The following is a 26,321-nucleotide window of genomic DNA, read 5'->3' on the forward strand; positions in this document are numbered from 1 at the left end:
ATCAGGGCTAGGGCTTCGGAATATATAAAAACATTTTTTTTAAATTATTAAATCCGTGTACATCAGTTTGATCCGTGATATCTGCGTTTCAAAACTAGAGAAACCGAATCAAAAAATAAATTACAATGAGCAAAGAAGTAAAATCAGTAGAATACGGACTAGAAAAAATATTTGAAGGAGCACAAGATTTTCTTCCTTTACTAGGAACCGATTATGTAGAATTCTATGTAGGAAATGCAAAACAATCGGCACATTATTACAAAACCGCTTTCGGTTATCAGTCATTGGCGTACGCCGGACTAGAAACTGGAGTTCGAGACAGAACGTCCTATGTGCTAAAACAAGATAAGATTCGTATCGTTTTAACGACGCCTTTAACACAGGATTCTCCTATTCATGAGCATTTGAGAAAACATGGTGATGGAGTGAAAGTTGCGGCTCTTTGGGTTGAAGACGCTACAAGTGCTTACGAAGAAACTATGAAACGTGGAGCGCGCTCTTTTATGGAGCCAACGGTGGAGAAAGATGAATTTGGAGAAGTAGTACGTTCTGGAATTTATACCTACGGAGAAACGGTGCATATTTTTGTGGAGCGTAAAAACTATACGGGTGTCTTCTTACCGGGATACAAAGAATGGAAATCCGATTACAATCCAGAGCCAACAGGCTTAAAATACATCGATCACATGGTAGGAAATGTAGGTTGGAACGAAATGAATACTTGGGTGAAATTCTATGAAGACGTGATGGGATTTGTGAATTTCCTATCTTTTGATGACAAACAAATCAATACGGAATACTCAGCCTTGATGAGTAAGGTAATGTCTAATGGAAATGGTAGAATCAAATTTCCAATCAATGAACCAGCTGAGGGAAAGAAGAAATCACAAATTGAGGAATATTTGGACTTTTATGGCGGACCTGGAATTCAGCACATCGCTATTGCTACGGATGATATTATCAAAACAGTGTCGCAATTAAAAGCAAGAGGTATCGAGTTTTTATCTGCTCCCCCACACACTTATTACCAAGCTATACCAGAACGATTGGGTGACCACATGAAAATGATGAAAGAAGACTTGAATGAAATTGAGAAATTAGCCATTATGGTTGATGCGGATGAAGAGGGTTATTTACTGCAGATTTTCACCAAACCGGTGCAAGATAGACCAACCTTGTTTTTTGAGATTATTCAAAGAATGGGTGCCAAAGGTTTTGGTGCGGGGAACTTTAAAGCGCTTTTTGAATCAATTGAACGAGAACAGGAATTGCGAGGAACGTTGTAAATAGGTGTTATTTTTACATATTGTGAAAAAATACCCACTGAACAACCCGTATTTTTGTAAATGTTGTGTTAAACTTTATTTTTAACAAATATAACTAGTTTTGTTAACTACCTTTGCACTCGCAAAAAGGGAAGGGGTGGTTTCCTTCCTGATTTCATATAAATTTCATAGTTTATAGTTTTTTGGTTAGTTAATAGCATAAAAACTCAGTCATTATTTGACTGAGTTTTTTTGTTTTGATATATTTGGAATAAAATTTGCTAGTTCAATCCGTAAATAGACAAATCAAATAATGAAAAAACTATTCTTATTCTTTTTATTGATTATAACTGTAAGTAGCTTTGATTCTCCTCAGGAAGATGCTTATGCTGTTGGCGAGTGGTTCAAATTTAGAATCCATTACGGAATAGTAAATGCGGGTTATGCCACGCTGGAAGTAAAAGATGCTACGATAAATAATAAAAAAACGTTTCATGTTATCGGTAAGGGATACACTACTGGAATGTCTCGATTTTTCTTCAAGGTGGACGATTTATACGAAAGTTATATTGACAAAGAAACCAGAAATCCGTATCAGTTTGTTCGAAAAATTGATGAAGGAGGGTACACTAAAAATCAAGAAGGTTTTTTCAATCAATCCAGTAATAGAGTGGTTGTAAAAGATTACAAACACAAGACAGAAAAAACGCTTTACATCCCAAAAAACACACAAGATATTTTATCGACTTTTTATTATTTAAGGAATCATCCTAATATTGATAAGTTAAAAATTGGCGAAGCCGTGGCCATTGACATGTTTTTTGATGATGAAACTACAAAATTTAAGCTAAAGTTTATGGGGCGGGAAAATATTACCACTAAATTTGGCGTCGTCCCAGCGATGATTTTTAGACCTTTAGTACAATCAGGGCGTGTTTTTAAGGAGCAAGAAAGTCTTACCGTTTGGATTTCGGATGATGATAATAAAGTGCCACTTAGAATAAAAGCCAGCTTAGCTGTAGGTTCAATCAAAGCAGATATTGATGCATACAAAGGATTGAAGACTCCTTTTAAAACAAAATAATAATGAATAATAACGAGAATTCAGAAGCTATCTTAAAAGAAATTGAGCTCAAATACAATGCAATAAATCAAAAAACAGAGACGCAGTTAGAAGGATTGCTTTGGTCTAAGCCCATTACGTATTGGGATTACATTCAAACAGACGCTTTGTTAAATCTTCAAATCCAAAGAACGACGCTTCCTGATGAAATGGTTTTCATCATGTATCACCAAGTAAATGAATTAATATTCAAAATGATTCTTTGGGAAATGCAGCAAATCTCCTATTGTAAGGAAATAAATACCGTGTTTTTTACAGAAAGATTGATGCGAATTAGCCGTTACTTTGATATGTTAACCACCTCTTTTAGCATTATGGGCGATGGGATGGAAATAGAACAATATATGAAGTTTAGAAATACATTAACTCCCGCTAGTGGTTTTCAAAGCGCACAATACCGTCTGATAGAATTTTCGTCCACAGACCTAATAAATCTGATCGACCATCGTTATAGAGATTCAATTGATAGAAATACACCTTATGAATTTGCCTTTGAGCATTTGTATTGGCAAGCAGCCGGTAAAGATTATCATACTGGAAAAAAATCGTTCCTATTGGAGGAATTTGAAAAAAAATATAAACAGAAATTCCTAGCGCACATGGAGGAATACAACACCATAAATATTTGGCAAAAATTTAAGCAACTGCCGGAATTAGATCAAAAAAATCCTGAATTAGTTCAAGCGATGCGTCATTACGACCATACGGTTAATATTACATGGGTGATGCAACATTTGAATACAGCAAAAAAATACATTGATCAAAGCGGAAAAGGAGATGGAGAAGCTACCGGTGGAAGTGACTGGAAAAAATACATGCATCCAAAATACCAAAGAAGAATTTTCTTCCCGAAACTATGGAGTAGCCATGAATTAGAAAATTGGGGAGTAGAAATGTAAGTTGAATTAAAAAACAAGGTTTGAAACAAATATTTATAGTTATTATAGCGCTATTTTCTTTAGTATCATGTAAAAAAGTAGAGGAAATAAAAGAGGAAAAGATCTTAAAATTAGTCCCTAAAAAAAGTGAGTTTGGGTTTGTGTATGCTGATTTTAATGTAATTCAGGACACTGTGAAAAGAGGGGATACTTTTGGTACTTTACTAGAAGAGCAAAATATTGGAGATCGAAAAGTATTTGATATTGTCGCTAAAGTAAGAGATAGTTTTGATGTAAGAAGCATCAGGATAAACAGGCCATTTACTTTGCTTCGGTCCAAAAATAAAAAAAATGACTTACAGGTTTTTATATATCAACCGGATGCTTTGACATATTACGTAATTGATATGCGAGATAGCGCAGTGGTTGTTTACAAAAAAATAAAACCCATTACGATTAAACGCCGAACCATTGGCGGAGTTTTAAAAGAATCATTGTCTGAAACCTTAGGCAATGCAAAGATAGAAGGAGCGTTAGCTAGCAAAATCGCTAAAATTTATGCCTATTCTATAGATTTTATGAAGCTCAAAAAAGGCGATCGGTTTGCAATAACTTTTACAGAAAGATTCATAAATGATAGTATCTACGACGGCGTGGAAGAGTTGGAAGCTACTTTTTTTGAATATAGAGGTAAAATTATCTATGCTTTTCCTTTTGCGCAGAATCCCAATTCAGATAAAAAAGAGTACTATGATGAGCAAGGAAAAACACTAAAAAATTTCTTTCTTAAATCACCTATTAAATTCAGCAGAATTTCATCCCGATTTTCATCAAGTCGGTTTCATCCGGTCCAACACCGATGGAAAGCGCACAAAGGAACGGATTATGCTGCTCCACGAGGCACTCCTATTACCACCACGGCGGGAGGAATTGTAGAGCAAAGCGGTTTTACTGCTGGAAACGGAAATTTTGTAAAAGTGAAACATAACGGAACTTATTCTACTCAATACCTACACATGTCTAAAATATTAGTAAGACGTGGGCAACGTGTCAATCAAGGACAGGTTATAGGTTTAGTGGGAAGTACAGGTCTCGCTACTGGACCTCATGTGTGTTATCGATTCTGGAAAAATGGCAGGCAGGTAGATGCCCTTAAGCTTAAATTGCCTACCGGAGAACCGATGAGTGGTGCTAGCAAAAATCGCTTTAATAAACAAATTACGCCGTTGAAATTTGTATTAGACAGCGTTGCCAATTTATAATTGAATCCTTTTATATAGACTTTGGATTGTTTTTCGTGATAAATGACAAGTCTTTCGTTTATTTCTTAGTTCAAAAATTAACTATTTTGCTGCAAAATTGTGATATAATTCAAAACTCATTTTTCATTAAAACTAATTTGAGTATTTTTGGCAAAATTTAAATAATACTACAAATCCCTTATAAATGGCTTTAAATACGATAAACCCAACGGAAACAATTGCTTGGAAGAAACTAGAAATACATTTCAACAAGATGCAAAATGTGTCTATGCAGGAATTATTTAAACTGGATCCTACTAGAATTGATAAGTTTAACCTACAATGGAATGATTTTTTACTTGATTATTCAAAAAATTGTATTGATCAGGAAACCATTCAATTATTAATGGAACTGGCTGATGAAATGGGGCTTAAAAGTGCTATTGCGGATTATTTTGATGGTGCCATAATCAATCAAACTGAAAACAGAGCCGTATTGCATACTGCCTTACGTGCTAGTGAATCAGCGGTTGTTACTGTTGATGGAATTAATGTAATTCCTGAAGTGTATGATGTAAAACTTAAAATAGAGACCTTTACGAATGAAGTTATCTCTGGTAGTAGAACTGGTTTCACAGGGAAACCATTTACAGATGTTGTGAATATAGGTATTGGTGGTTCAGATTTGGGTCCCGTTATGGTGGTAGAGGCATTACAGTTTTATAAAAATCATTTAAATGTTCATTTCGTTTCTAATGTTGATGGTGATCATGTCAATGAAATCATTAAAAAGTTAAATCCTGAAACAACCTTGTTTGTTATTGTTTCTAAAACGTTTACCACACAGGAAACCTTGACTAATTCTGAAACCATTAGAAAATGGTTTTTGTCCCCAGATTTTGGCACAACTCAAGCAAATGTAGCGAAACATTTTGTTGCGGTTTCCACCAATATTGATAAAGTAACTGAATTTGGTATAAATCCAGATAATGTTTTTCCTATGTGGGACTGGGTTGGCGGTCGATTCTCATTGTGGAGCGCCGTTGGACTTACGATAAGTTTAGCGGTAGGATATGATAGTTTTAATGATTTGTTGAAAGGGGCAAATGAGATGGATGATCATTTCAAAACAGCCGATTTCAATAAAAACATGCCCGTAATTTTAGCTTTGTTAAGTGTTTGGTACAATAACTTTTATGGTGCCGAAAGTGAAGCTTTAATCCCGTACACACAATACTTGCAAAAATTAGCACCTTATTTGCAGCAAGGAACAATGGAAAGCAATGGTAAAAGTGTGGGTCGTGATGGCAAGCCGGTCCAGTATCAAACGGGAACTATTGTCTGGGGAGAACCAGGGACTAATGCCCAACATGCATTTTTTCAATTGATTCATCAAGGTACAAAATTGATTCCAACTGATTTTATTGGATTTGTGGCACCTCTATATGGAGACAATGATCATCATGATAAATTGATGTCTAACTTTTTTGCTCAGACAGAAGCTTTGATGCATGGAAAATCAGCAGAGCAAGTTCAAGCGGAATTTGATAATCAAGCGCTTGCAGCAGATAAAGCTCAGTTTCTTTTGCCTTTTAAAGTATTCGCTGGGAACAAACCAACGAATACTATATTAATTCAAAAACTAACACCAGCAAATTTAGGATCTTTAATAGCTTTGTATGAACACAAAATTTTTGTGCAAGGTGTTATTTGGAATATTTTTAGTTTTGATCAATGGGGTGTCGAGTTAGGTAAACAATTGGCAAACTCTATATTAGAGGAAATTAAGACGGAAAAAGTTCAAGGTCATGATAGTTCTACTGCATTTTTATTGAATCATTTTTTAAGAAGTAAAAAGAAGTAAAAAGTTTATATTTTTAATAAATTTTCACATAATTTGAATTGACAGCTCTTTTTAGAGTAGTAAATATAGTTTTTAAGGCCCTGATTGGAGTGAGATCAGGGCTTTTTTATGGCTAAGTGTCTCTGTTTTAATAGTTTTTTTTGAGTTTGCAGAGTTTTTTTTAATGATTACAATTGGATAAATATTGCTAATAATTTAATAAAAATAGCTATTAATTGATAAAAAATCTTTTTATTGTTAAAAATATCGATAAAATTATTTTAAATTGAATTCCTGCTTTTTATAAAAACAGGAATTCTTAACGTTGTGTTAACTTATTAAACTAAAAATGTTATAATTTTGCCAAATATTTTTAAACTAAACAAAAAACAAAAATGAAAAGAATTATTTTTATTTTGATTATTTTTTTATCAGTTGTAGGTCATTCGCAGGTTACTAGTTCTGCTATGTCTGGTACTGTTAAATCAAATGCTGGAGAAACTCTTCCGGGAGCTTCGGTTGAGGTTGTTCACAAGCCAACAGGAACTAAGTACTATTCCACTACGGATGGTAATGGAGGGTATGCAGTTCAAGGAATTAGACCAGGAGGACCTTATACAGTTAAGGTAACTTACGTTGGTTACAAAACAACAGAAATTACAGATATTAATGCTCCTTTAGGTAATAACTTAACTGTAAATGTTGTTGTAGAAGAAGAATCAAATGCTTTAAGTGAAGTGATTGTTTCTACAAAATCAAAAGGTAATTTCAATAAAGGAAGAACCGGAGCTTCTCAACAATTTTCTAATAGAGAAATAACGGCGGTGCCAGTAACAGGTGCACGTTCAATAAATTCAATCACCAAGTACAATGCCAATGCGGGTAGTAATGGTACTTTTGGAGGACAGGATTCAAGATTAAATAACTTTACTATTGATGGTTCTGTATTCAATAATGGTTTTGGTTTAGGTAGTGATTCACAAGCAGGAGGTAGAACAGGTTCTACAGCAATCTCTTTAGATGCTATCGAACAATTACAAGTAAGTATAGCTCCTTATGATGTACGTCAATCTGGATTTTTAGGATCTGGAATAAATGCCGTTACAAAAAGTGGAACAAATGAAGTTGAAGGATCTGTGTACAACTCATTCCGAAGTAACAAAAAAGACTTCATAGGTAGTAAAGCAGGAGATGTAACAGTCGTTCCAGGGAAATTTGAAGAAAAAATTTGGGGAGCCAGAATTGGAGCACCAATCATTAAAGATAAATTATTCTTTTTTGGTAATGTTGAAACCATAGAAAATATAAGCCCGGCTACTACTTGGACATCTACAGGTTCACCACAAGCAAGTGGTCAGGTTTCGGCACCTACTTTTACTGAAATGCAAACACTTTCTACTTTTTTGCAAGATAAATTTAATTACACAACTGGACCGTGGGAAAATTATGATTCTGAAAGAATTTCTAAAAAATTCCTAGCAAGACTTGACTGGAATATTAATGACAATCATCAATTGACAGCTCGTTATGTGTTCCACGATTCAAGTTCTGACGAATTAACTTCAAACTCTTTTTCTTTAGGGAATGGTAACAGGAGAACAAATATAAATGCGATGTCATTCAAGAACAGTGGTTATGTGATTCAAGATAATACAAGATCTGCTGTTTTAGAATTGAATAGTAAATTAAGCAATTCTTGGTACAATAATTTCATTGCAGGTTATGATAAGCAAATTGAAGACAGAGCGTTACAAGGTGGTGGTTTGTTTCCGACAATTGATATCTTAAACGGTTCAAATACTTATATTTCTGCTGGTTTAGATCCGTTTACTCAAGGAAATAAACTTTCGTATTCCACTTTGCACTTTACAAATAATTTGACGAAAACCATAGGAAAGCATTCTTTATTATTTGGTGCTAACTTTGAGTACTTCAAATCAAGTAACTTGTTTTTCTCTGGATCAAATGGTGTTTATATTTTTAATTCACTAACTGATTTTTATGCAGCGGCTAATCAATCTGCTAGTACTGGAGGATTGCCATCAACTACTGCACTTCCTGCACGTTTCCAATTTAGATATTCTGCATTGCCTGGTGCACAAGAGCCATTGCAAATATTTAAATCGAATAAATTAGATTTATACACGCAAGATGAAATGAAATTGAGTGACCGATTCAAATTAACAGTTGGATTACGTGCTTCAGCAGTTTGGTTTGCTGATACAGCGCTTGAAAACCCTGCTGTTACGGCTTTAACTTTTGGACAAGGACAAAAGTTCAATACGGGTGATATGCCTGACACACAATATTTATTTGAGCCTAGAGTTGGTTTTAACTTAGACTTAAATGGTGACGCAAGTACATTACTTCGTGGAGGTAGTGGTGTGTTTACTGGAAGAGCTCCTTCGGTTTTTTTATCTAACGCTATTGGAAATAATGGGGTACTTACAGGTTTTGTAGACGTTAGTGGTACTGCATTGGCAGCGGGAGGATATGGTTTTACTCCTAATCCTAATGATTATTTTATTCCAGATACTCCAACTCTTCCTACTACATTTGAATTGGCTTTTTCAGATAAAAAATTTAAGTTTCCTCAAGTTTGGAAAACAAACATAGCTGTTGATCAAAAACTTCCTTTCGGTTTTGTAGGAACAATTGAAGGGATATTTCAAAGAAACATAAATGCAATTAACTATTACAATGCAAACTTTGATGCTCCTGTTGGAACGTTTAGTGGTCCAGATAACAGACCAAGATACGCTCGTACTGATGCAGGGGTTCGTGTAAATGATAATGTTTCTAGTGCAGTAGTTTTATCTAATACTGATAAAGGAACGTTCTATTCTACAACTTTTAAATTAGAGTATCCTTACAAAAAAGGTCTTTGGGGATCTTTCGCCTACACGCATTCAACTGCAAATGATTTATTATCTCCTGGTTCGATTGCTTCTGGTTCATGGACAGGCGCTAGATCTGTAAATGGAAATAATGATTTGCCTTTAGCATTGTCTAATAACAATACACCACATAGATTAGTAGGTATTGTAGGTTATAAAATCGAATATGGTAAAAATGTAGGAGCAGCTACATCAATCAACTTAGGATATATTGGAGAACAATCTGGGCCATTTTCGTACTCTTATGGAGGTGATATGAATGGAGACAGAGTCAACAATAACGACTTGATTTATGTTCCTAATAATGCAAGCGAAATTCGTTTTCAATCACTTTCAGTAAGAAATGGGACAGTTACAACGGTGTATACGGAAGCACAGCAACAAGCTGCTTACGACGCTTATATTAGTCAAGACAAATATCTTTCTACAAGAAGAGGGCAGTATGCTGAAAGAAACGGAGGAGTTTTACCTATGCTACATAGATTAGATTTATCAGCAACACAAGATTTTTATATCACAATAGCTGGTAAAAAGAATAGCTTCCAATTTAGAGCTGATATCTTAAACTTTACTAATTTCATTAATAAAGATTGGGGTGTTACACAAAGAGTTACAAATGCTAATGTTTTAAATTATAGAACAACAACTACGAATGTACCTTTTTATCAATTAGCAACTCAAGTAGAAGCTAATGGAACAAGAGTTTTAATTAAAGATACTTTTCAAAAAAATGCTTCAACATTTGATGTTTGGCAAGCACAATTTACTTTGAGATATATTTTTGGAAAATAATATTTTAAGATTTTGAATATTTTAAAAACCACGTTGAGAGACGTGGTTTTTTTATGCCTTTTTTTATTATATTTGTTAAAACAAAAACAATAAATATGTACGATTTTATTCAAAAATTCCATTCTGGCTGGGCTTATTTGGCTCTTTTAGTATTGGTGGTTGCGGTGGTAAATTCCTTAATTGGAATGTTTTCTAAAAAAGAATTTTTTTCCAAAGATCGAAAAATTGCCTTGTTTGCTTTGATTGCAATTCACATTCAATTTTTAGTGGGTATCATTTTATATTTTGTTTCTCCTAACGGATTAAATATGATAAAAGCGGTTGGAATGGGAGGTTTAACAACGGAAAGCCGATTGTTAGCACTCGAGCATCCGTTAATCAATATTATTGCTATTGCGTTAATCACTATAGGTTGGTCTAAACATAAAAAATTGATGACTAGTGAGTCAAAATTTAAAACCTTTTCTATTTTATATGGCTTGGGATTATTACTTATATTGAGTAGAATCCCATGGAAAATATGGTTATAAAAAACCTAAAAAAAAGCTCTAGAAATAGAGCTTTTTTTTTCTAGGTATGGTTTTTGTAAAATAGGTTTAACTAACACAAGATATATGAAAAAATCAATTACTTTATTTTTTTTACTGGCAGTTATTAGCTTAGTAAGTAGTCAAAGTGCTGTTACAAATAAGCAAAAAGCTTCAATTCAAAAAGACTCCATTAAAAAGAGTAAAAAGGCAATTGAAATTGAGGAAAAAAAAATGGATTCTTTAGTAGCAGTTTTAGGCGTTTTTAAGCCTTTCAAAAAAGCAGCCCATGCTTCTTATTACGCAGATAAATTTAACGGAAGACGCACTACTAGTGGGGCAAAATTTGACAATAACAAATATACGGCCGCACATAAAAAACTTCCTTTTGGGACAAAAGTTAGAGTCACTAATGAAAAAAATGGAAAATGGGTAGTTGTGGAAATCACAGATAGAGGACCTTTTGTAAAGTCTAGGGAAATTGACCTCTCAAAGCGAGCATTTATGGATATTACTTCCAATAGAGGCAGTGGGGGAATGTTGGTAACTATTGAAGTGTTGAATAATTAATTACCATTTCTGGAAGGGAATTTTGCTTAAATGAGCATTGTAATAACGGATATCATCGGTTACTTCAGCACCAAGCCATTCTGGTTTATAAAAAGAATCCGTCTCAGTTTTTAGTTCGATTTCTGCAACGATCAACCCTTTATTTTTACCATAAAACTCGTCTACTTCAAAAGTGTGATTCCCGGATTTTATTTCAAAACGGGTTTTCTCAATGACGCCTTCTTCACATAATAGTAGTAATGCTTTAGCTTCAGTAATAGGGATTTCTTTTTCCCATTCAAATCTGGACATGCCTGTTTTATTTGAATTTCCTTTTATAGTCAGGAATCCTTTGTCGCCTTTGATGCGAATTCGAACCGTACGTTCAGGAACTGAACTCAAGTACCCTTGCGCAATATGATGCTGAGCATAAGCAACTGCCTTGAACGATTCATTTTTAACTAAAAACTTTCTTTCTATTTCAATCATATCGTTTTAATTTTTTACCGCTTGTGATTGTTGATTTCGTCAGCAATAGTAAGTTTATTCGCTGGAACAGTCATTTCCTGATATCCTTTTTTCTATTTAAAAAACAGTTTTAGTATTGGAAGATTTTCTTTGTTATTGTTTCTAATCTCAGAATTCAAAGGTATTAAATATTTTGACTTTAGTCGGTTTCTATCTTTTTACTGCAAACGAAGTGCTACTTAGTTTGTAGATGCGAAGTTGCGTTTCATTTACTAAGGTTTTGCAGCACTATAATTGTGATCTAGAAAATATAAGAGAAGACATTTTTAAAAAGTAAGCGTATTTATTTTCTTTTTTGCCCATACGTATCAATTTTTTATGAATAAGTTCGCTGAATTTGTTTGGCCTATTTGTATTTTTACAAAAATTGAACTAAAAAAATGAAGGTATTTTTCAAAGCTAAGCCTAAGGCCACTATTGCAGGACTTTTAACTGAATTTTTTGGTGAAGCACAATCTTGGCGCGACACAAACGACAGCTTGGAACCTTTAATTGAATTAATTCGTCTGATACGCCCTTTAAAAGTCAAAAAGGGACAAAAGGTAGATTTACAAGAAATTATTTCTTTTTTAAAAGAAAATTATGCTTGTAGGAAACAGTTTTCTATCTACCTCAAAGAGATTTTAAAAGATAGGAAATTTAATAAAATTCTTTCTGATGCTGCTATTTTGCAAGATGTAGATTTTATTTTTGAAGTAAAAAAGAGAATCTTCGCTAAGTTCTTGCCTTATCAGCCACAGATTGATACTTTAGAATATGTGCTGAATCAGGTTTTTTATCTTGCCAATGATGGGATTTGGATTAACCAAATTCCATTGAAGCAATTAGGAGAAGTTTACGACATTTTGAAATTCAGGTCGATTTATGACAGCGCAGCACCTGATTCTATGTTGTCAGAGTTATTAGTTGCAATGCATTTAATTACACAACGCATCAGTGGTCGCGCAATGGAAACGGATGTAATCAAAATGGTGCCGGAATTTGATGATCTCGAAAGTCCATTTTCTGCTTTTGAAAAGGAATTGTTTTTGTTGGAAGAGCGAATTAGAATTTCTGATAGGCATTACATTACTTCAGATGATTTGTCCTATGCCCAATTATTAGTGCTGCACAAGCAATGCGAAGAATTTGTGGAGAAAGCATTTCATAACAGCTCCAAATACGGTATATCACTTAGGGTAAACCAGAATTTATTAAAAATTAGACAGCAATTAGAGCGACTTAAATTTTTAATTTCATTACTGATAGTAGATAGCGAGAAAGATAAAAAGAACAATGGGATCATGTTAGCTTCGCGACTAATAAAGTTTAATTGCTACAAAAATAATGTTCGAAAATTTGTAGCAGAAAGTACGCAATTGATTTCATATGAGATCACACAACATACGGCTAAAACTGGGGAACATTATATTACAGAAGGGCGTAAGGAATATTTTAAAATGTTCAAAACAGCGCTAGGAGGTGGTTTCATTGTAGGGATTTTGTGTATTATAAAAGTGTTGCTTTCTAAGGCCGATACCAGTTTTTTTGGACATGCCTTTATTTACAGTATGAATTATGCTTTTGGTTTTATAGCAATTTATCTGTTGGGCTTTACCTTGGCGACTAAGCAGCCAGCAATGACTGCTGCCGCTTTGATTAAAGCACTAGAAGAGGGTGTATTGAAGCAGGGAAGAGATGCTGAAAAGTACAAAGCTTTTGCTATTTTATTTGCACGAGTATTTCGTTCTCAGTTTATCGCTTTTGTGGGAAATGTAATTATGGCTTTTCCTGTCTCCTTACTGGGAATCTGGCTTATAGATTACACAATGCAATATAATATTGCCGCAACTAAATGGGAAACGTTGCTTACAGATATTAGTCCCATTCATTCACCAGCCATTTTTCATGCAGCAATTGCTGGAGTTTTTCTGTTTTTGTCTGGGATTATTTCAGGAAGTGTTGCTAACAGGGATAAGCACAATCAGGTTTTTTTCCGGATAACGGAACATCCCATTCTAAAAAGAAGTTTAGGGAAATCGCGTACTTTAAAATTAGCGCAACTATATGAAAAAAAAGGAGCTGGAATTATTTCTAATTTTTGGTTTGGTGTTTTTATGGGAAGTACCGCTTCAGTAGGTTTGTTTTTGGGTTTGAATCTTGATATTAGGCACATTACTTTTGTCAGTGGTAATCTTGCCTTAGGGTTGTATGGAGCAAATTATCAAGTAAGCAATGCGATGTTATTTTGGGGTATTTTTGGGATTGGAGTGATTGGTGTTGTAAATTTTATAGTTAGTTTTAGTCTTTCGTTGGGATTGGCGCTACGTTCTCGAGCCATTTCGTTATTTGAATTGCGGTTCATAGCTGCTTCGATCTGGAATCATTTTAAACATAGGCCTATTAGTTTCTTTTTTCCAACAGAAAATAAAAAGAAGTCAGATGTTATTGTCAATTATTTGACATCAGATGGCAAGGCGAATGAACATTGATATTTTAAAAAAGAATTCGGAAAGAGTGGTTGATTTGTACTGAAAATCTTTACGGCACGATACTATTGATTAATAAATAATAATTCAAGTAGGATTTGTTTCTAGAGATTCATTAAGGATTATTGGATTTTGTATCTCAATGTACGATCCGTGTGTAGTTGTGTGATTTGTTGCAGATGCAAGCGTTACTCGTGTTGTTAGTATAAAGAGAAATAAGGTGCTTTAAATCAAAATCATAAATTTGATTACAGTAAACTATTTGTTAACAAATACGTCTACATAATTTATGTTGTAAATTTGCCAATCTTGAGGCAAATTGCGTTTAAGAATCTTTTTTTAAAAGTCTTTCGGTATTCAAGAAAAATAAATATTTTAATTCTGATTTAAATAGTTTCGCTGGACAAAATGATTCCAAACAGAAAAATTATACACGTTGACATGGATGCTTTCTATGCTTCAGTTGAGCAAATGGACAATCCGGCCTTGCGCGGAAAACCCATTGCTGTTGGAGGTTCAGAAAACCGTGGAGTCGTTGCTGCAGCAAGTTATGAGGCTAGGAAATTTGGAGTTCATAGTGCTATCAGCGGAGTAATGGCTAAAAAAAATTGTCCTGATCTTATCTTTGTTCCACCACGATTCGACAGGTACAAGCAGATATCTAGCAAGATTCAAAAAATATTTTATGAGTATACGGATCTTGTGGAGCCCTTATCGCTTGATGAAGCTTACTTAGATGTAACTATAAATAAAAAAGGAAATCCAAGCGCAACCTTATTGGCACGGGAAATCAGGCAACGGATTTTTGATGAAGTCGGTTTAACCGCTTCGGCTGGAATATCAGTTAATAAGTTTGTGGCTAAAATTGCCAGTGATTACAACAAACCGAATGGTCAAAAAACAGTTAATCCAGAAGAGGTTGTTTCTTTTTTAGAGGAACTGGCCATCAGGAAATTTCACGGTGTAGGGAAAGTTACAACTGAAAAAATGTACCAGCTGGGTATTTTTACAGGATTGGAGTTAAAAAACAAGTCCTTAGATTTTTTAGAGAAACACTTTGGTAAATCTGGTAATTTCTATTACAATGTGGTAAGAGGCATTCACAACAGTGAGGTTAAATCAAATCGAATTACTAAATCAGTGGCCGCAGAGCATACTTTTGATGTTAATCTTTCTTCGGAAATTTTTATGATGGAGAAATTAGAGAATATAGCGAATTCCCTAGAGAAAAGATTAAAAAAACACAATGTTGCCGGTAAAACAATAACTTTAAAAATAAAATATAGCGACTTTTCACAGCAAACCCGAAGTAAAACGCTGCCTTATTTTATCTCGGATAAAACGTTACTATTAGAAATTGTAAGCGAGCTTTTGTATCAAGAACGAATGAAGGATTCTGTGCGATTGCTTGGTATTTCAGTGAGTAATTTGAATACAGAGCAAAAGAAATTCGTAGTGGTACAGTTAAAATTTGATTTCTAATTGATACACAGCGCGTTCAACAAGGGTTAAAGTTTGAAAAGTATTATCTTATTATTGAAAATAAAATTACATTTGACCATTAAATCAATGTATCATGAGTAATTTTAGACAATACGAAGACGCTATTGCATTGTATCACAATAGTTTAAGTATTAAGACTGTGCCTGTATATTCTTGGGATTTTCACAATGATTTTGTGTGTGTAATAAAAAACTTTTTTGCAGATTTGAATAAATTGAATGCAATTGCGTTACAAAATAAATGGGCTCAAAATAATTGGGATCTTAAAAACAGCCTCAAAGAGGAGGTAATTGTAGTAACGGATGTGACGTTAAAAATTGTTTTTGCATCACATAACATGGAGACAATGAATGGATATACTGCAAAAGAAGTTCTGGGTAAAAGTCCAAAAATGTTTCAAGGAGAAGCGACAAATCAGATTACCTCGAGTGAAATTCGTAAGGCAATATTACACCAGCAGCCTTTTGAAAAAACGGTTATGAATTATAAAAAGAATGGGGAGGTTTATGTTTGTTTGATAAAAGGATTCCCCGTTTTCAATAGTAAGGGTGAATTAAGGCATTATATCGCTTTTGAAAAAGCAGCATAATACAACGACCCTTTTTAATTTAAGTGCTTAGTCATTCTGTATTTTTCTTTCCATAAAAAATGCCCCAATTAGTAGCTAACTTTTTGGGGCATGTTCATTCTGTAAAGGGTTTTCTTTTTTAAAATTCTGTAAGAATGCGTTAGTTTCTGCTATTCAGTTTAGAAAGCAGTCTTAAAAATTCGATGTACAGCCAAACTAATGTTATCATCAAACCCATAGCACTATACCATTCCATGTATTTTGGCATTTTTTGTTCAGCTCCTTTTTCAATGCGATCAAAATCTAAGAATAAGTTTAAAGCAGCGATCACGATTACAAAAATACTGATTCCAATACTCATCAGTGAGTTCCCATAATGCACAGGCGTAAAACTGCTAAACATTGAAAAAACCCAAGAAATTAAGTAGTAAGTTGCAATGGCAAGAGTTGCAGCCACAACGACTGATTTGAATTGTTCGGTTACTTTAACAATTTTATATTTATACAATACTAGGCAAACCATAAAAGTTACAAATGTTGCACCAACGGCTTGAATCACGATTCCAGGAAACTTTGCTTCAAATATTGCTGAAATTCCACCAATAAATAAACCTTCGAACAAGGCATAACCAGGAGCAAGATAAGGGGAGTAGTGTGGTTTGAAAGCAGCAATGAGAACTAAAACTAATCCCATGACGGCACCTCCAATTGCTGGAGTTATTGGATTCATTCCATTAAATGTCATCCACCAAATTACGGTTGCAGAAGCTGTGAGTAGTAAGAATAAAATTAAACTTCTATTTATAGTTCCTGATAGCGTCATCTCGTCATTATAATCGATAATAGTGGCTTGATGTACTTGGTCTTTTTTAGAAACGGCAGTCGAAAAAGTTTTATTGTTTAAAAATGGATTTTTAGAACTAAAATTCATAAATACAGTGATTTTTTGTTAGTCAAATATAAATTTTATTTTGCACAAGAGTGTTTAATTGTTCTTAATTTTTTTGCCAAAGAGCGGTATTTGATGCAATTAAAAAACCGTCTTGCTGCATTAGCGAGACGGTTTTAAGATAGCTTGCATAAACGGATAATCTATTCTATTTCTGAAACTCTTAAAGTATTAACCATTCCTTTATCCTTAATTGGCATTGCTGCTAAATTAATAAGAAAATCTCCTTTTTTAACAAATCCTTTTTCTTTTACAATTTCGTTAACATCAGTAACAGTATCATCTGTACTTTCATCTTTATTGTAAATAAAAGATTTCACTCCCCAAAGTAGATTAAGTTGGGTTAGGATTCTTTTATTGGAGGTAAAAACTAAAATATGTGCATTTGGTCTCCAAGCTGAAATTTGAAAAGCGGTATACCCACTATTCGTCAATGTACAAATGGCTTTTGCTTTAATCACATTTGCCATAGTGGCTGCGTGATGACAAATCGTTTTAGTAATAAATCGTTTTGTTTTTATTTGTGGAGTGTTTTGTGGCACTTGAATAAGTGGAGAATCCTCAACTGCTTCGATAATTTGTGTCATTTTTTGGATTACCTGAACTGGATAATTACCGGTTGCAGTCTCTCCTGAAAGCATTACTGCATCAGCACCATCCATAACGGAGTTCGCTACGTCATTTACTTCGGCACGTGTAGGTGTCAAGCTTGTAATCATTGTTTCCATCATCTGCGTGGCAACAATTACAGGTATACGAGCAGTTTTGGCTCTGCGAATTAGTTCTTTCTGTACTAAAGGTACTTCATGAGCAGGAAGTTCCACACCTAAATCACCACGTGCTACCATCAAACCATCGCAGTAAGCAACAATTTTGTCGATATTTTCTAGTGCTTCAGGCATTTCGATTTTGGCAATGATTGGAATTTTATAGTCCGAATGTTTGGCAATTAATTCCTGCAAGTCTTGTAAGTCTTCTGGTGTTTTTACAAATGACAATGCAATCCAATCGACATGTTGTTCAATGGCAAATATTGCATCTGCAATATCTTTCTCAGTCATTGCAGGGAGAGATATTTTAGTATTAGGTAAGTTAACTCCTTTTTTAGATTTCAATTCACCACCTTGAATTACTCGTGCAATAACTTCTGATTTTTTATCAGTTTCCACAATTTCAAAGATAAGTTTACCGTCATCAAGTAAGATTCTTTCGCCAGGATTTACATCATTTGGAAAGTTCTTATATTTCATGAAAACTTTTTTGGCCGTACCAAGGATGTCTTCGGCGGTCGTAAAGGTAATTAAATCTCCATCTTGCACTACAACACCTTCTTCCATTACTCCAACGCGAAGTTTAGGACCTTGTAAATCGCCAAGGATAGCAGTGGTATAACCAAACTCTTCATTTAAACCTCTTATAAGGTTTATCTTTTCTTTTACATCTTCGTAGTCAGCATGTGAAAAATTTACTCGGAACACATTTACACCTGCGTCAATCATGTCTTTTATGATTTCTCTTGTACTACAAGCGGGCCCAAGTGTGGCTACAATTTTAGTTTTTTTGTTTGTAAGCATTTGTATTAAAAAATTAAATTGTTTTTAGATTTTATTTGATTGGTTTCTACTAAATAAACTGCGGATATGCTGTCTATGGTATTTAATAGGAGTTGTATATTGGATATGTCCATAGCATCGTTGTTCTTTTCAATTTTCAAAAAATAATCTACTTTTTTAAATTCAGGAAGTAAAAAAACTTTTGTTGCTACTTCTAGAGTCACATTTGAAAATAGATTGTGCGTGACTCCTTTATTAAATTGGAGTACTTCATTTTTATTCTGAATTAAATTCCAGGAAATGCTACTTTCTTGATCATTATAATAAAATCTGGAAAAATTTGTTTGTCCTTCTTTTATAGTAATCTGAATTTCATTTTCACTTTTACTAAGATTCACTGGCAATTTTTGATTAATAAAAAAGGCCAATCGATAGTCTTCTAATGAAGTATGAATTGCAAAAAGATAGTAATCTATTTCGTCAAATTCGCCAAGATCCAGTTTATGAATAGCCATTTTATGAAAAAATAAGATGTAAATATAGTATTTCTATCGAAGTATTAGACTCTTGAGGGAGGATGTTTTTGTTAATTTATGAACGATAACGTTATAGTTTTAAGAATATTGAAATTATTTTCTATCCATTTTTTCTTGAAATGCAAAATAAGCACGTTGTGATGCTTTTTCTTCTGCTTTCTTTTTTGAAGTCGCTCTGGCTTTCGCAATTACTTTATCATCGATGCTCAGTTTTACACCAAACAAGCGTTGTCCATCGATGGCGTTGTCTTCGAAAATATCAAAATGAAATATTTTTTTCTCTTTTTGACACCATTCTATAACTAAGCTTTTATAGCTGATTACTTTTCCTTCGAGTCTTGCGATATCTACGTAAGGAATTATGACTCTCTTTTGAATGAATTTTTCGCAATAAACGTAACCACGGTCTAGGTATATGGCTCCCACTAATGATTCAAAAATATTGCCATGAATGTTTTCGCCAAAATGCTGAAGTGGCACTTTACTTTCGATATATTGGACTAAATTAAGATCTTTTCCTAGTTCGTTTAAATGTTCTCTGCTTACAATCTTGGAGCGCATTTTAGTAAGATAACCTTCATCACCTGCTGGGGCTTTATTGAATAAATGAGCAGCAATAACAGAGCTTAACATGGCGTCACCCAGAAATTCTAACCGTTCATAATTAATAGGATTGCCTAATGTATCCAAACGATTTGAGGAGCGATGGGTAAATGCTTTTTTGTAACAATCAAGATTTACAGGAGCAAATCCTAAAATTTTTTGAATAGAATCAAAAAAAATCCCGTCTTCTGTAGAACGGGATTTTGAAAATATTTTTCTGATTATACGCATCTATAATTAGATTTCTAATTTTTTTACTAATACACAAGCATTGTGACCTCCAAAACCAAAAGTATTACTCATAACAACGTTCATGTCTCTTTTCTGAGCTTTATTAAATGTAAAGTTTAGTTTAGAATCTATGTTTTCATCATCTGTAAAATGATTGATGGTAGGAGGTACTATTCCATGTTTCAACGAAAGAATCGAAGAGATAGTCTCTACTGCTCCGGCTGCGCCAAGTAAATGACCTGTCATGGATTTAGTAGAATTTAGGTTCATCGTGTAGGCATGTTCACCAAAAACATGCAATATTGCTTTAGATTCTGCCATGTCACCAAGGGGAGTAGAAGTTCCGTGCATATTCACACCATCTACATCAGTTGCTTGAAGACCAGCATCTCTTAAACAATTTAGCATTACGTTTTTAGCGCCTAATCCATCAGGATGAGGTGCCGTAATGTGATAAGCATCGGCTGACATTCCGCCACCGCCTATTTCGCAATAAATTTTAGCGCCACGTGCTACAGCGTGCTCGTACTCTTCAAGTATTAACGCACCAGCACCTTCGCCTAAAATAAAACCATCTCGGTCTTTATCCATGGGGCGAGAAGCTGTTTTAGGATCGTCATTTCTGGTTGATAAAGCATGCATGGCATTAAAACCACCCATTCCTGCAATAGTTACTGCGGCTTCTGAGCCTCCAGTTACCATAGCATCGGCATGACCTAATCTTATGTAATTAAAAGCATCTATAATTGCATTAGTTGAAGAAGCACAAGCAGAAACCGTTGTGAAGTTTGGACCTCTAAATCCGTATTTTATGGAAATGTGTCCACCGGCAATGTCAGAAATCATTTTCGGTATAAAGAAAGGATTGAATTTTGGTGTGCCATCTCCTGCAGCAAAGTTCAACATTTCGATTTGAAAGGTTTCCAAGCCTCCTATACCAGAACCCCAAATAACACCTACACGATCCTTGTCTAATTTTTCGAAATTAAAACCGGCATCAATTACCGCTTCATCAGATGCAACCATCGCGTATTGTGCATAGCGGTCCATTTTTCTAGCTTCTTTTCTATCTAAAAAATCTTCCGCATTAAAATTTTTCAATTCGCAGGCAAATTGAGTCTTAAATTTTGAAGCATCAAAATAGGTTATTGGTGCGGCTCCACTAACACCGTTAATGAGTCCGTTCCAATATTCTTCAATGTTATTTCCAATAGGTGTAAGAGCGCCTAAACCTGTTACTACAACTCGTCTTAATACCATAAAATCTTTATTTTTGTTATCTTTAAACAAATAAAACCCATGCTTTCTTTACTGTATTATGTTACAAAAGAGCCATGGGTGTTACAATAAATATAGTTTTGATTGAATTTCAATCTCGAATTTAATTTTAAAAAAATAATAACACCCGTTTACAGGATTGCAAACGGGTGTGTCTTTATTATTTTTTAGCTTCCTCGATGTAAGAGATTGCTTGACCTACAGTAGCGATGTTTTCTGCTTGATCATCTGGAATTTGAATGTCAAATTCTTTTTCGAATTCCATAATAAGCTCAACAGTGTCTAATGAGTCAGCTCCTAAATCATTAGTGAAGCTTGCTTCTGTTACAACTTCGTTTTCGTCAACACCTAATTTGTCTACGATAATCGCTTTTACTCTTGATGCAATGTCTGACATAATCTTTAATTTTAGAATTTAATTTGTTGGCAAAAATAAAAAACTTTATTTTAAAACAACTATTTAGTTAATAAATGTGACATCTAATTTATGAAATTTATTTTAACAAAGGAGACGCAATGTTATTTATTTTCAATTATTATGCTTTTTTTTGTACAATTAAAAGAGACTAGGTTATGAAAAAAATTGTTGTTTTTGCTTCTGGATCGGGTACTAACGCTGAAAACATCATGCAGTTTTTCGAAAAAACTGAAACTGGAAGTGTCGTTGCTGTTTTTACAAACAACCCAACTGCTGGCGTAATTGAGAAAGCAAAAAAGTATAGCGTACCAGTAGAAATTTTCTCAAAAGAAGACTTAATTGAAGGTGAAGTATTACAAATATTAAATAATTTCAAACCAGATTGGATTGTTTTGGCAGGATTTTTATTGAAATTTCCCAAAAATATCATAAACGCTTATCCCAATAAGATCATAAACATTCACCCCGCCTTGTTGCCTAAGTATGGAGGAAAGGGAATGTATGGCATGCATATTCACAAGTCAGTTGTTGAAAATAAGGAAAAGGAAACGGGAATTACCATTCATTTTGTAAATGAAAATTATGATGAAGGGAATATTATTTTTCAGCAAATCGTTATTTTAACGGGCGACGAAACAGCGGAAGAAGTTGCTGTAAAAATACACTTAGTAGAACAAGAATATTTTCCAACGGTAATTGAAGGAATTCTAAATCAAAAAATTTAATTCAGAAATGGATCACGACGTGCATATATATACGGATGGCGCTGCCAAAGGAAATCCCGGAAACGGCGGTTATGGAGTGGTGATGGAATGGGTAGGAAAACCGTATAAGAAAGAATTCTACGAAGGGTTTCGGCGAACCACTAATAACAGGATGGAGTTGCTGGGTATTATTGTTGGGCTAGAAAAACTAAAAAATCCAAATACTAGGGTTTTAATAGTTTCGGATTCTAAGTATGTGGTAGATTCAGTGGTCAAAAAATGGGTTTTAGGTTGGGAAAAAAAAGGATTTGTGGACAGGAAAAATTCCGATTTGTGGAAACGGTTTCTGGTTGTTTATAGAAAACACAAAGTCGATTTCAAATGGATTAAAGGACACAACAATCATGTTCAAAACGAAAGGTGCGATGAATTAGCCGTTATGGCTTCGATGCAAAAGCAACTTTCAGTCGATGCTTTCTATGAAAAAGAAGAGGCGAAGTTGTTATGATTTAAAGATTTAAATTGGCAAAACTTTACGCTTTAGACTCTTTGCAACTTTACAACTTATAAACTATCTTTGCCCCTTAATTCGAAACGTATATAATGAATAAATTATTGATTGTTGGAACAGTAGCTTTCGACGCAATTGAAACTCCATTTGGAAAAACGGACAAAATTTTAGGTGGTGCAGCAACTTATATTGGTCTATCTGCTTCTTTTTTTAATGTACAATCAGCTATAGTTTCTGTAGTTGGCGATGATTTTCCACAAGAATATTTAGACTTATTGACTGCACGAAACATTGATATCTCTGGACTTGAAGTTGTAAATGGTGGGAAAACTTTCTTTTGGAGTGGTCGTTACCACAATGATTTGAATTCTAGAGATACGCTGGATACACAATTAAACGTTTTGGCTGATTTTCAACCAAAAGTTCCTCAAGACTACAAAAATGCCGAAATAGTAATGTTAGGAAACTTACATCCACTAGTACAAAGCAGTGTTTTGGACCAAATGGAAACTCAACCTAAATTAGTAGTATTGGACACTATGAACTTTTGGATGGATTGTGCATTGGCTGAATTGATGGACGTAATAAAACGTGTGGATGTAATTACGATCAATGATGAGGAAGCAAGACAGCTCTCTGGAGAATATTCTCTAGTGAAAGCGGCTGCAATAATTCAAGCGATGGGACCTAAATATGTTGTTATTAAAAAAGGGGAACATGGAGCACTTATTTTTCACAATAAAGAAGTTTTCTTTGCGCCAGCTTTACCACTTGAAGAAGTTTTTGATCCAACTGGAGCAGGAGACACCTTTGCGGGAGGTTTTGCAGGATATTTAACGCAAAGCGAAAATATTTCATTCGAAAACATGAAAAATGCAATTATTCAAGGATCGAATTTGGCCTCCTTTTGTGTGGAGAAATTTGGAACCGAGAGAATGGTTGATTTAGATAAAGAGGAAGTAGTATCCAGACTACAACAATTCAAATCACTGACACAATTTGACATAGAATTATAATATATTGAAACCTCGGAAACGGGGTTTTTTTGTTAAATAAAATTAGCAGGGAATTACATCTGATTTATCGTTTTTTTAATCAGGTCAAATTATTTTAGAACAACACAACAACACAAACAACTTTACAATGAGCGATGCTTTAAAACACGAATGTGGTATAGCCTTAATTAGACTACTTAAACCGCTTGAATTTTACAAAGAAAAATACGGAACCGCTTTTTATGGAATCCAAAAAATGTATCTTTTGATGGAAAAGCAGCACAATCGAGGACAAGATGGTGCTGGTTTTGCAAGCATAAAATTAGACGTGGAACCAGGAGAACGATACATCAGTCGCGTAAGATCCAATCACGCCCAACCTATTCAAGATGTTTTTGCTCAAATTAACGACAGAATAAATGAGGAAATGGCGGCTCATCCAGAGTACGCAGATGACGTCGCACTACAAAAACATAAAATTCCTTATTTAGGTGAATTGTTTTTGGGACACGTTCGTTATGGAACTTTTGGGAAAAACAGTATAGAAAGCGTTCACCCTTTTTTACGTCAAAATAATTGGATGCATCGAAACCTGATTTTAGCTGGAAATTTCAACATGACCAATGTGAAAGAGCTTTTTCAAAGTTTGATTGAACTGGGTCAGCACCCAAAAGAAATGGCAGATACCGTTACGGTAATGGAAAAAATAGGGCACTTTTTAGATGATGAAGTCACTGATTTATACCAAGAATGTAAAAATGAAGGTCTTACCAAAAGAGAAGCTTCACCAATAATTGCAGAGCGGTTAGATGTAGCAAAAATATTGACCCGAGCTTCAAAAAATTTAGATGGGGGTTACGCAATGGCAGGCCTTTTGGGTCACGGAGACTCCTTTGTTTTTAGGGATCCTGCAGGAATTCGTCCCGCTTATTTTTATCAAGATGATGAGATCGTGGTAGTAGCTTCTGAAAGACCCGTTATTCAAACTGTTTTTAATGTGCCTTTTGATAAAGTACAAGAAATTGAACCAGGAAATGCCTTAATAATTAAGAAAAACGGAACTATTTCTATGAAGGAAATTCTTGCGCCAACGGTTAAAAAAGCATGTTCTTTTGAGCGAATTTATTTCTCCAGAGGGAGTGATGCTGAAATATATCAAGAAAGAAAAACACTAGGAAGACTTATTCTTCCAGCTGTTTTGAAATCAATTGATCAAGATACAGACAATACGGTTTTCTCTTATATTCCCAATACGGCCGAAACTTCTTTCTACGGATTGGTAGAAGCAGCACAGGATTTCTTGAATCAAAGAAAGAACAATTATATTCTACAAAACAGAAATACATTAACGAAAGAATCGCTGCAAGAATTATTAGCAGTAAAAATCCGTACGGAAAAAGTTGCCATTAAAGATGCTAAACTTAGAACCTTTATTACTGAAGATAGCAGTCGTGACGATTTAGTTGCGCACGTATATGATGTTACCTATGGCGTGATTAAACCAACAGATAATTTGGTTATTATTGACGATAGTATTGTTCGGGGAACTACCTTGAAAATGAGTATCATCAAAATGATGGATCGTTTGAATCCAAAGCGAATTGTTGTTGTTTCATCAGCACCACAAATACGCTATCCGGATTGTTACGGAATTGATATGGCGAAATTGGAAGGTTTAGTGGCGTTCAAAGCAGCATTAGAATTACTTAAAGAAAGAAACTTGTACCATATTGTCGATGAAGTGTATGCAAAATGTAAAGCACAGGAAAACTTTCAAGATAGTGAGGTTGTTAATTACGTGACGGCAATATACGAACCTTTTCAGCCACAAGAGGTTTCTGATAAGATCGCAGAAATGTTAAGCTCTCCTGAAATCAAGGCAGAGGTGAAAATTATTTTTCAAACCGTGGAGGATTTACATGTCGCTTGTCCAAAGAATTTGGGCGATTGGTATTTTACCGGTGACTATCCTACGCCAGGAGGTAACCGAGTAGTAAACCGTGCCTTCATGAATTTTTATGAAGGAAAAGACGCAAGAGCATACTGATAATCTGGGGCTGTAAGTTTTTAATCGGTTTTCTAAGTCATTCATCTAATTTATTTGGTAGCAACCAAGAACTAGTATAAATTTGAATCACCATAACATTAGTAGGTTAAGATTATGGTAGATTTGGGGCAAAAAGGGTGGAAGAAATTCCACCTTTTTTATTGGAGTAAAGTCTGAAAAAAGAGCATAGAAGAAAGAGCATAGATGAAAGAGTATAGAAGAAAGAGCATAGAAAATAGAAAAAGACAAATAAGCCAAGAGTTTATTCGTCTTTTTTGATGTGAAATGTGGGCGAACTATAAGGCATAAAAAAA

The 26,321-nt window shown here is 34.4% G+C and carries 22 protein-coding genes; 15 read left to right on the forward strand and 7 right to left on the reverse strand.

From position 1 onward, the window contains the following. The first annotated feature begins 125 nt into the window (after window positions 1-125). From hppD to BLS90_RS00315, 8 genes are all read left to right on the forward strand, one after another. The gene (hppD, locus tag BLS90_RS00280) at window positions 126-1,286 is read left to right on the forward strand and encodes a 4-hydroxyphenylpyruvate dioxygenase (RefSeq protein WP_091253595.1); all 1,161 of its coding nucleotides are present in this window, start codon (window positions 126-128) and stop codon (window positions 1,284-1,286) included. A 292-nt stretch (window positions 1,287-1,578) separates the two neighbouring features. Continuing rightward, complete coding sequence (locus BLS90_RS00285; protein WP_091253598.1) at window positions 1,579-2,349, forward strand: DUF3108 domain-containing protein; 771 nt, start codon at window positions 1,579-1,581, stop codon at window positions 2,347-2,349. A gap of 2 nt (window positions 2,350-2,351) precedes the next feature. Next, window positions 2,352-3,287: a tryptophan 2,3-dioxygenase family protein gene (locus BLS90_RS00290; protein ID WP_091253602.1), complete on the forward strand. Its 936-nt coding sequence runs from the start codon at window positions 2,352-2,354 to the stop codon at window positions 3,285-3,287. Window positions 3,288-3,307: 20 nt separating this feature from the next. Then, on the forward strand, window positions 3,308-4,528 hold the full coding sequence (locus tag BLS90_RS00295) for a M23 family metallopeptidase (protein ID WP_091253605.1): 1,221 nt from the start codon (window positions 3,308-3,310) through the stop codon (window positions 4,526-4,528). Window positions 4,529-4,712: 184 nt separating this feature from the next. Next, window positions 4,713-6,371: a glucose-6-phosphate isomerase gene (gene pgi / locus BLS90_RS00300; RefSeq protein ID WP_091253608.1), complete on the forward strand. Its 1,659-nt coding sequence runs from the start codon at window positions 4,713-4,715 to the stop codon at window positions 6,369-6,371. Window positions 6,372-6,745: 374 nt separating this feature from the next. Next, window positions 6,746-10,039 carry a TonB-dependent receptor gene (locus BLS90_RS00305; RefSeq protein ID WP_091253612.1) on the forward strand — a complete coding sequence of 1,098 codons (3,294 nt, stop codon included), beginning with the start codon at window positions 6,746-6,748 and terminating at the stop codon, window positions 10,037-10,039. A 95-nt stretch (window positions 10,040-10,134) separates the two neighbouring features. Then, window positions 10,135-10,569 carry a hypothetical protein gene (locus BLS90_RS00310; protein ID WP_091254586.1) on the forward strand — a complete coding sequence of 145 codons (435 nt, stop codon included), beginning with the start codon at window positions 10,135-10,137 and terminating at the stop codon, window positions 10,567-10,569. A gap of 84 nt (window positions 10,570-10,653) precedes the next feature. Beyond that, on the forward strand, window positions 10,654-11,136 hold the full coding sequence (locus BLS90_RS00315; protein ID WP_091253616.1) for a septal ring lytic transglycosylase RlpA family protein: 483 nt from the start codon (window positions 10,654-10,656) through the stop codon (window positions 11,134-11,136). On the opposite strand, the gene BLS90_RS00320 is transcribed toward BLS90_RS00315, so the two are convergent. Next, window positions 11,137-11,604, reverse strand: coding sequence for a CYTH domain-containing protein (locus tag BLS90_RS00320; RefSeq protein WP_091253619.1), 468 nt, complete (start codon window positions 11,602-11,604; stop codon window positions 11,137-11,139). A 419-nt stretch (window positions 11,605-12,023) separates the two neighbouring features. Here BLS90_RS00320 and BLS90_RS00325 point away from each other — a divergent pair, with 419 nt between their 5' ends. The 3 genes from BLS90_RS00325 (at window position 12,024) to BLS90_RS00335 (ending at window position 16,203) form a co-directional block, all read left to right on the forward strand. Next, window positions 12,024-14,114, forward strand: a complete 2,091-nt coding sequence (locus tag BLS90_RS00325) for a recombinase (protein WP_091253622.1) — start codon at window positions 12,024-12,026, stop codon at window positions 14,112-14,114. 405 nt (window positions 14,115-14,519) lie between these two features. Beyond that, complete coding sequence (dinB, locus tag BLS90_RS00330; RefSeq protein ID WP_091253625.1) at window positions 14,520-15,593, forward strand: DNA polymerase IV; 1,074 nt, start codon at window positions 14,520-14,522, stop codon at window positions 15,591-15,593. Between the two features lie 94 nt (window positions 15,594-15,687). Beyond that, on the forward strand, window positions 15,688-16,203 hold the full coding sequence (locus tag BLS90_RS00335) for a PAS domain-containing protein (protein WP_091253629.1): 516 nt from the start codon (window positions 15,688-15,690) through the stop codon (window positions 16,201-16,203). Between the two features lie 139 nt (window positions 16,204-16,342). On the opposite strand, the gene BLS90_RS00340 is transcribed toward BLS90_RS00335, so the two are convergent. The 6 genes from BLS90_RS00340 to BLS90_RS00365 all read right to left on the reverse strand — a co-directional run bounded on the left by BLS90_RS00340 (window position 16,343) and on the right by BLS90_RS00365 (window position 21,729). Further along, window positions 16,343-17,113, reverse strand: a complete 771-nt coding sequence (locus BLS90_RS00340; RefSeq protein WP_091253631.1) for a Bax inhibitor-1/YccA family protein — start codon at window positions 17,111-17,113, stop codon at window positions 16,343-16,345. Window positions 17,114-17,274: 161 nt separating this feature from the next. After that, window positions 17,275-18,705: a pyruvate kinase gene (gene pyk / locus BLS90_RS00345; RefSeq protein ID WP_091253635.1), complete on the reverse strand. Its 1,431-nt coding sequence runs from the start codon at window positions 18,703-18,705 to the stop codon at window positions 17,275-17,277. Between the two features lie 5 nt (window positions 18,706-18,710). After that, window positions 18,711-19,199, reverse strand: coding sequence for an IPExxxVDY family protein (locus BLS90_RS00350; RefSeq protein WP_091253638.1), 489 nt, complete (start codon window positions 19,197-19,199; stop codon window positions 18,711-18,713). A gap of 114 nt (window positions 19,200-19,313) precedes the next feature. Beyond that, the gene (locus BLS90_RS00355; RefSeq protein ID WP_091253642.1) at window positions 19,314-20,054 is read right to left on the reverse strand and encodes a ribonuclease III family protein; all 741 of its coding nucleotides are present in this window, start codon (window positions 20,052-20,054) and stop codon (window positions 19,314-19,316) included. 6 nt (window positions 20,055-20,060) lie between these two features. Continuing rightward, window positions 20,061-21,314 carry a beta-ketoacyl-ACP synthase II gene (gene fabF / locus BLS90_RS00360; protein ID WP_091254590.1) on the reverse strand — a complete coding sequence of 418 codons (1,254 nt, stop codon included), beginning with the start codon at window positions 21,312-21,314 and terminating at the stop codon, window positions 20,061-20,063. A gap of 178 nt (window positions 21,315-21,492) precedes the next feature. Beyond that, on the reverse strand, window positions 21,493-21,729 hold the full coding sequence (locus BLS90_RS00365; RefSeq protein WP_007137004.1) for an acyl carrier protein: 237 nt from the start codon (window positions 21,727-21,729) through the stop codon (window positions 21,493-21,495). A 176-nt stretch (window positions 21,730-21,905) separates the two neighbouring features. Between BLS90_RS00365 and purN the strand changes: the two genes are divergently transcribed. From purN to BLS90_RS00385, 4 genes are all read left to right on the forward strand, one after another. Then, window positions 21,906-22,475, forward strand: coding sequence for a phosphoribosylglycinamide formyltransferase (gene purN / locus BLS90_RS00370; RefSeq protein WP_091253645.1), 570 nt, complete (start codon window positions 21,906-21,908; stop codon window positions 22,473-22,475). Window positions 22,476-22,482: 7 nt separating this feature from the next. Continuing rightward, window positions 22,483-22,962 (forward strand): ribonuclease HI, encoded by a 480-nt coding sequence (gene rnhA / locus BLS90_RS00375; protein ID WP_091253648.1) that lies wholly within the window; start codon window positions 22,483-22,485, stop codon window positions 22,960-22,962. A 95-nt stretch (window positions 22,963-23,057) separates the two neighbouring features. After that, window positions 23,058-23,981: a PfkB family carbohydrate kinase gene (locus tag BLS90_RS00380; RefSeq protein WP_091253651.1), complete on the forward strand. Its 924-nt coding sequence runs from the start codon at window positions 23,058-23,060 to the stop codon at window positions 23,979-23,981. A gap of 127 nt (window positions 23,982-24,108) precedes the next feature. Continuing rightward, on the forward strand, window positions 24,109-26,007 hold the full coding sequence (locus tag BLS90_RS00385) for an amidophosphoribosyltransferase (RefSeq protein ID WP_091253654.1): 1,899 nt from the start codon (window positions 24,109-24,111) through the stop codon (window positions 26,005-26,007). The last annotated feature ends 314 nt before the right edge of the window (window positions 26,008-26,321 follow it).

The sequence above is a fragment of the Flavobacterium omnivorum genome (assembly GCF_900099915.1).
Classification (GTDB): Bacteria; Bacteroidota; Bacteroidia; order Flavobacteriales; family Flavobacteriaceae; genus Flavobacterium; species Flavobacterium omnivorum.

Coding starts and splice junctions, on each gene's coding strand:
- pyk (WP_091253635.1), bottom strand. CDS start 18,705: ATGCTTACAAACAAAAAAACTAAAATTGTAGCCACACTTGGGCCCGCT.
- BLS90_RS00320 (WP_091253619.1), bottom strand. CDS start 11,604: ATGATTGAAATAGAAAGAAAGTTTTTAGTTAAAAATGAATCGTTCAAG.
- BLS90_RS00335 (WP_091253629.1), top strand. CDS start 15,688: ATGAGTAATTTTAGACAATACGAAGACGCTATTGCATTGTATCACAAT.
- BLS90_RS00350 (WP_091253638.1), bottom strand. CDS start 19,199: ATGGCTATTCATAAACTGGATCTTGGCGAATTTGACGAAATAGATTAC.
- BLS90_RS00290 (WP_091253602.1), top strand. CDS start 2,352: ATGAATAATAACGAGAATTCAGAAGCTATCTTAAAAGAAATTGAGCTC.
- BLS90_RS00315 (WP_091253616.1), top strand. CDS start 10,654: ATGAAAAAATCAATTACTTTATTTTTTTTACTGGCAGTTATTAGCTTA.
- BLS90_RS00340 (WP_091253631.1), bottom strand. CDS start 17,113: ATGAATTTTAGTTCTAAAAATCCATTTTTAAACAATAAAACTTTTTCG.
- pgi (WP_091253608.1), top strand. CDS start 4,713: ATGGCTTTAAATACGATAAACCCAACGGAAACAATTGCTTGGAAGAAA.
- fabF (WP_091254590.1), bottom strand. CDS start 21,314: ATGGTATTAAGACGAGTTGTAGTAACAGGTTTAGGCGCTCTTACACCT.
- BLS90_RS00385 (WP_091253654.1), top strand. CDS start 24,109: ATGAGCGATGCTTTAAAACACGAATGTGGTATAGCCTTAATTAGACTA.
- BLS90_RS00305 (WP_091253612.1), top strand. CDS start 6,746: ATGAAAAGAATTATTTTTATTTTGATTATTTTTTTATCAGTTGTAGGT.
- purN (WP_091253645.1), top strand. CDS start 21,906: ATGAAAAAAATTGTTGTTTTTGCTTCTGGATCGGGTACTAACGCTGAA.
- BLS90_RS00285 (WP_091253598.1), top strand. CDS start 1,579: ATGAAAAAACTATTCTTATTCTTTTTATTGATTATAACTGTAAGTAGC.
- BLS90_RS00380 (WP_091253651.1), top strand. CDS start 23,058: ATGAATAAATTATTGATTGTTGGAACAGTAGCTTTCGACGCAATTGAA.
- BLS90_RS00310 (WP_091254586.1), top strand. CDS start 10,135: ATGTACGATTTTATTCAAAAATTCCATTCTGGCTGGGCTTATTTGGCT.
- dinB (WP_091253625.1), top strand. CDS start 14,520: ATGATTCCAAACAGAAAAATTATACACGTTGACATGGATGCTTTCTAT.
- hppD (WP_091253595.1), top strand. CDS start 126: ATGAGCAAAGAAGTAAAATCAGTAGAATACGGACTAGAAAAAATATTT.
- BLS90_RS00325 (WP_091253622.1), top strand. CDS start 12,024: ATGAAGGTATTTTTCAAAGCTAAGCCTAAGGCCACTATTGCAGGACTT.
- rnhA (WP_091253648.1), top strand. CDS start 22,483: ATGGATCACGACGTGCATATATATACGGATGGCGCTGCCAAAGGAAAT.
- BLS90_RS00365 (WP_007137004.1), bottom strand. CDS start 21,729: ATGTCAGACATTGCATCAAGAGTAAAAGCGATTATCGTAGACAAATTA.
- BLS90_RS00355 (WP_091253642.1), bottom strand. CDS start 20,054: ATGCGTATAATCAGAAAAATATTTTCAAAATCCCGTTCTACAGAAGAC.